The sequence below is a fragment of the Asaia spathodeae NBRC 105894 genome (assembly GCF_025994195.1).
GTDB lineage: Bacteria > Pseudomonadota > Alphaproteobacteria > Acetobacterales > Acetobacteraceae > Asaia > Asaia siamensis.
Genome location: NZ_BAPY01000056.1, coordinates 1 through 3,336, shown reverse-complemented (window position 1 = coordinate 3,336; position 3,336 = coordinate 1). Strand labels below are relative to the sequence as shown.

Here is a 3,336-nt window from a genome sequence, read left to right as displayed (position 1 = left end):
GGCCACGCAAACACCATAAATCCCGAAATGGATAAGAGAAGATTACCAAAAACGTGTTTAAGAGCGATGTATGTGGCTCTACTTGATAGCGCTACAACCATCCCGCTTTTCGGCAACACCGTATTCACAGTGCCCACTGGCATCGCGATTGCATACAGTCCGACTATGAGGCATCGTCAAAACGCCGCAAAATTCCTAGTTGGTTGTCGGCGTTCCGAAAGTCAGCAACATGCATTTGATAATGGATTAAATTGGTGGATAAATTTTTTATCAGCCTGGAGCGTACTCCCGAGCGGACGATGCGTTTCCTGACGGCGAATGCTCACATCCACGGCCTTATACATGCTCCTGGCATTGATGGATCCAAAATGGACGTCGATAGCATGAAGGAGAAAGGTCTCGTTCATCAGGACTGCCGTTTCACGTTGGGAGCTCTAGGTTCCGGGTTGACCCATATTGCGTTGTGGGGATCTGTCGCGAAAAGTGGCAGGGCTGCGCATATTTTTGAAGACGACGCATTTTTGTGCGGAAATTTCGAAGAGGAGAGCGCACGTGTACTTGCGGAGATCGGCGAGGATTGGGACATCGTTTTGTGGGGGAATAACCCTGACACTGTTTTGAAAGTCCAAGCGCTGCCGGAAATTACTCCATGCGTCATCACCTTTTCTCAGGATGATGTAAGGGAAAATATAGGTAATTACGCTAATAAAAAAGTGGTCTCGCAGCCCCTAAGACTGCATCACACGTTTGGCATATGTGGATACGCGATCTCTCCAAAAGGGGCAAAGTCACTGCTCGAAAAATGTTTACCACTTCGCAATGAAAACGTTACCTACGACTCTCTTGGAGGGAGATGCATTCAGACTAATTCTGTCGATCATCTTATGAATTTGTCTTACGACAAGATTCAGGCTTACGCGAGCTTTCCACCGCTTTGCCTTACTGACAACATGAGCGAAACGTCATTAAATAAGTGAAGATTGCTGAATTAAAAAAAGACTTATATTGCTGCCTTGGATAGATAAACCATAGTTTTTTGCTATCCAAGGGTTTCTATAAGTAAATAATATATCTTATTGTTATTATTCTAAGTAAAACATTTAAGTTCTACCGTTGAGCATGCTGTAGAGCTTGAGAAGCTCTTTCCTGATAGTGCAAGTAGATTGATTTTAGCGGGTGCGTGGAATCTGCGTGCCAGGGTTTATTTTCACCGGTAAAATGGATAACAGCAGGATTCTCAGCGGCAATTTTTTCATCGGCTTCTGAGTAGGCGTAATCAAGTTCATTATTCCCGTAAATGCGAGATCCAACGTTCCAGCGCAAAGGGAGATGGATGATATCGTCAACGAAGGAAATGTTAAGTAGATCCTGATCCTGCAGAGTAATGTTGCGCACATGTTTGGCGAGCGACTCGGCGTACAAGAACCGTAGATTTCCATATTTTGCTTTTGCAGCCTGTATGTCGAAGAGGAGTACCCCCGCGTTGATATAATTTTTGTTGTGTGTCTTTCCAAAGAGCTTTCGTGATTGTGTCAATCCTCCTTCGTCCAGACATCCCGCCAAAATCGCGTTGTCCATACTAATGTTCCAGAGCTGGATAATGTCGTCTAAAAAGATAGTATCTAGATCAGAATAGATAATTCTACTCACTTCGCGTGGTAGATAATCTTGCATAATGAGTCTATAATAAGTATTTTTACTTATATGCGGTCTATTTCTAGGAAGCAGACCTGGAAAACGATCGTTTCTTACATCGTAGAAATGAATTTTCGCATTAATAAAAATTCTTTTTATTATAGAAATGTTGGGAGATCCAAGACTTTCGTCATGGATTACGTGGAAAGTAAGGGCGTCGCGTACGGAGGCTCTGTCTAAAATAGACATAATGCAGGCAATTGCGTGAAGCATGTAAGCGTCATCGAAGGAGATAACAAGATGGACGGTGCCACCGTGCAGAATCTCTATAGCGGTTTGAGCTGGATGATTGACGAAGCCTAGTTTTGTGTTGAGCTCAGAAAAATCATATGTTCTAGTAAAAGTAGGCAAGGATATCTGACCGGCGTGATAGGCTTTTTTGTCTCCTCCCAATAACTGCTGCTTAAGCACGAATATATTGCTAAGTCGTTCAGCAATGAAACCATATACGCGCCTTTGATAGTAGTCGTACTTACTTGTATCAATTATATTTTCCAAGGTAAATAGTACAGAAAAAACAAAATTGCAGTATTTGTTAAAAATATCCCGCCGCATAAGCATCATGTTGCCGAAGAAGCAGATGTCTAGTCCAGATGAGATCTGGCTTGCTTCATAGTATTCAGGATGTTTTTCTTTTATAATAGAAAAAACCAATTTCATATCTGATTCAAAATGATTGAAGCTGTAATTTTCATACGCAGTCTGCCTATTGTTTGGTGATGAAATTTGATGAATCTTACACAAAGGAGACGTGATTATATCATAACTTCTGCAGATGTTGACTATATTTTGTGAACAATAAAGAAGAAAATCTATATTCTTGTCCAAGGATATTGTCGAATTTTGTGAATTTTCGGCAAAGTTTAAGTAACGTCTATAGTGATTTATCCCAACAAAATCATGATTTGTGTTTTTCCAGATCCAATATATTGCGGTTAATTCGCACCAGTTATCGTTTTTCTCCGATATATTTTCACCTGTATCATCACCGATCATGCCACCTAATTGCTTTTTGGCGATTGCTCTTCCTACTTGGATCGGCTTGAAAAATTCATTTTCGAAAAAAGGGCCCTCCTTGTGGTGGCACACGTAAATTTTGATGTCCATTTTTGTTTCCTGTGCAGGGAGGTGGCTCATGATAGGACGTGCGGGCGAGGCATGCGTGGCTCACACGTTTATTTGGCGGGAAGGGAGGTTGTCTCGCTGTCTCGGTCGGGTCGGAAGGATGAGCACTAATCATATCGGAGTCAGCGATATCATGCCAATGGCGTGGTGGAGATTGAATGGCGTGTTTGATCAGGTTTTCCTTCATAACTCGTGTCGGTCTTCAGGCGCCTCATGGGCGCGGTTAATTCCTGCGGTCCCCCACTGTTAATGGGGTGCTTGATGTTTGCTTAGGCTCAGGACCCATTGATTTGTGCAGGGAATTTTGATTCAGGCTCCTTGAGGAGACTGAAGATGAGCGATCTGTTTTGGCTGACGGACGAAGAAATGGAGCGTCTGCGGCCATTCTTTCCCAAGAGCCATGGCAAACCTCGCGTTGATGACCGCCGTGTGCTGAGCGGGATCATTTTTGTAAACCGCAATGGTCTGCGCTGGCGTGATGCGCCGCGGGAATACGGTCCACACAAGACGCTCTAT

General features: G+C 43.3%; 3 protein-coding genes. 2 read left to right on the top strand and 1 reads right to left on the bottom strand.

Annotated features, from left to right (window positions below; genetic code table 11):
- The first annotated feature begins 254 nt into the window (after positions 1-254).
- On the top strand, positions 255-977 hold the full coding sequence (locus AA105894_RS13405; protein WP_267312201.1) for a glycosyltransferase family 25 protein: 723 nt from the start codon (positions 255-257) through the stop codon (positions 975-977).
- Between the two features lie 130 nt (positions 978-1,107).
- On the opposite strand, the gene AA105894_RS13400 is transcribed toward AA105894_RS13405, so the two are convergent.
- Positions 1,108-2,802 (bottom strand): DUF4422 domain-containing protein, encoded by a 1,695-nt coding sequence (locus tag AA105894_RS13400; protein WP_267312200.1) that lies wholly within the window; start codon positions 2,800-2,802, stop codon positions 1,108-1,110.
- Between the two features lie 351 nt (positions 2,803-3,153).
- Here AA105894_RS13400 and AA105894_RS13395 point away from each other — a divergent pair.
- Positions 3,154-3,336: transposase (locus AA105894_RS13395; protein ID WP_267312199.1), on the top strand; the 183-nt coding region annotated here is incomplete at its 3' end.

Coding starts and splice junctions, on each gene's coding strand:
- AA105894_RS13400 (WP_267312200.1), bottom strand. CDS start 2,802: ATGGACATCAAAATTTACGTGTGCCACCACAAGGAGGGCCCTTTTTTC.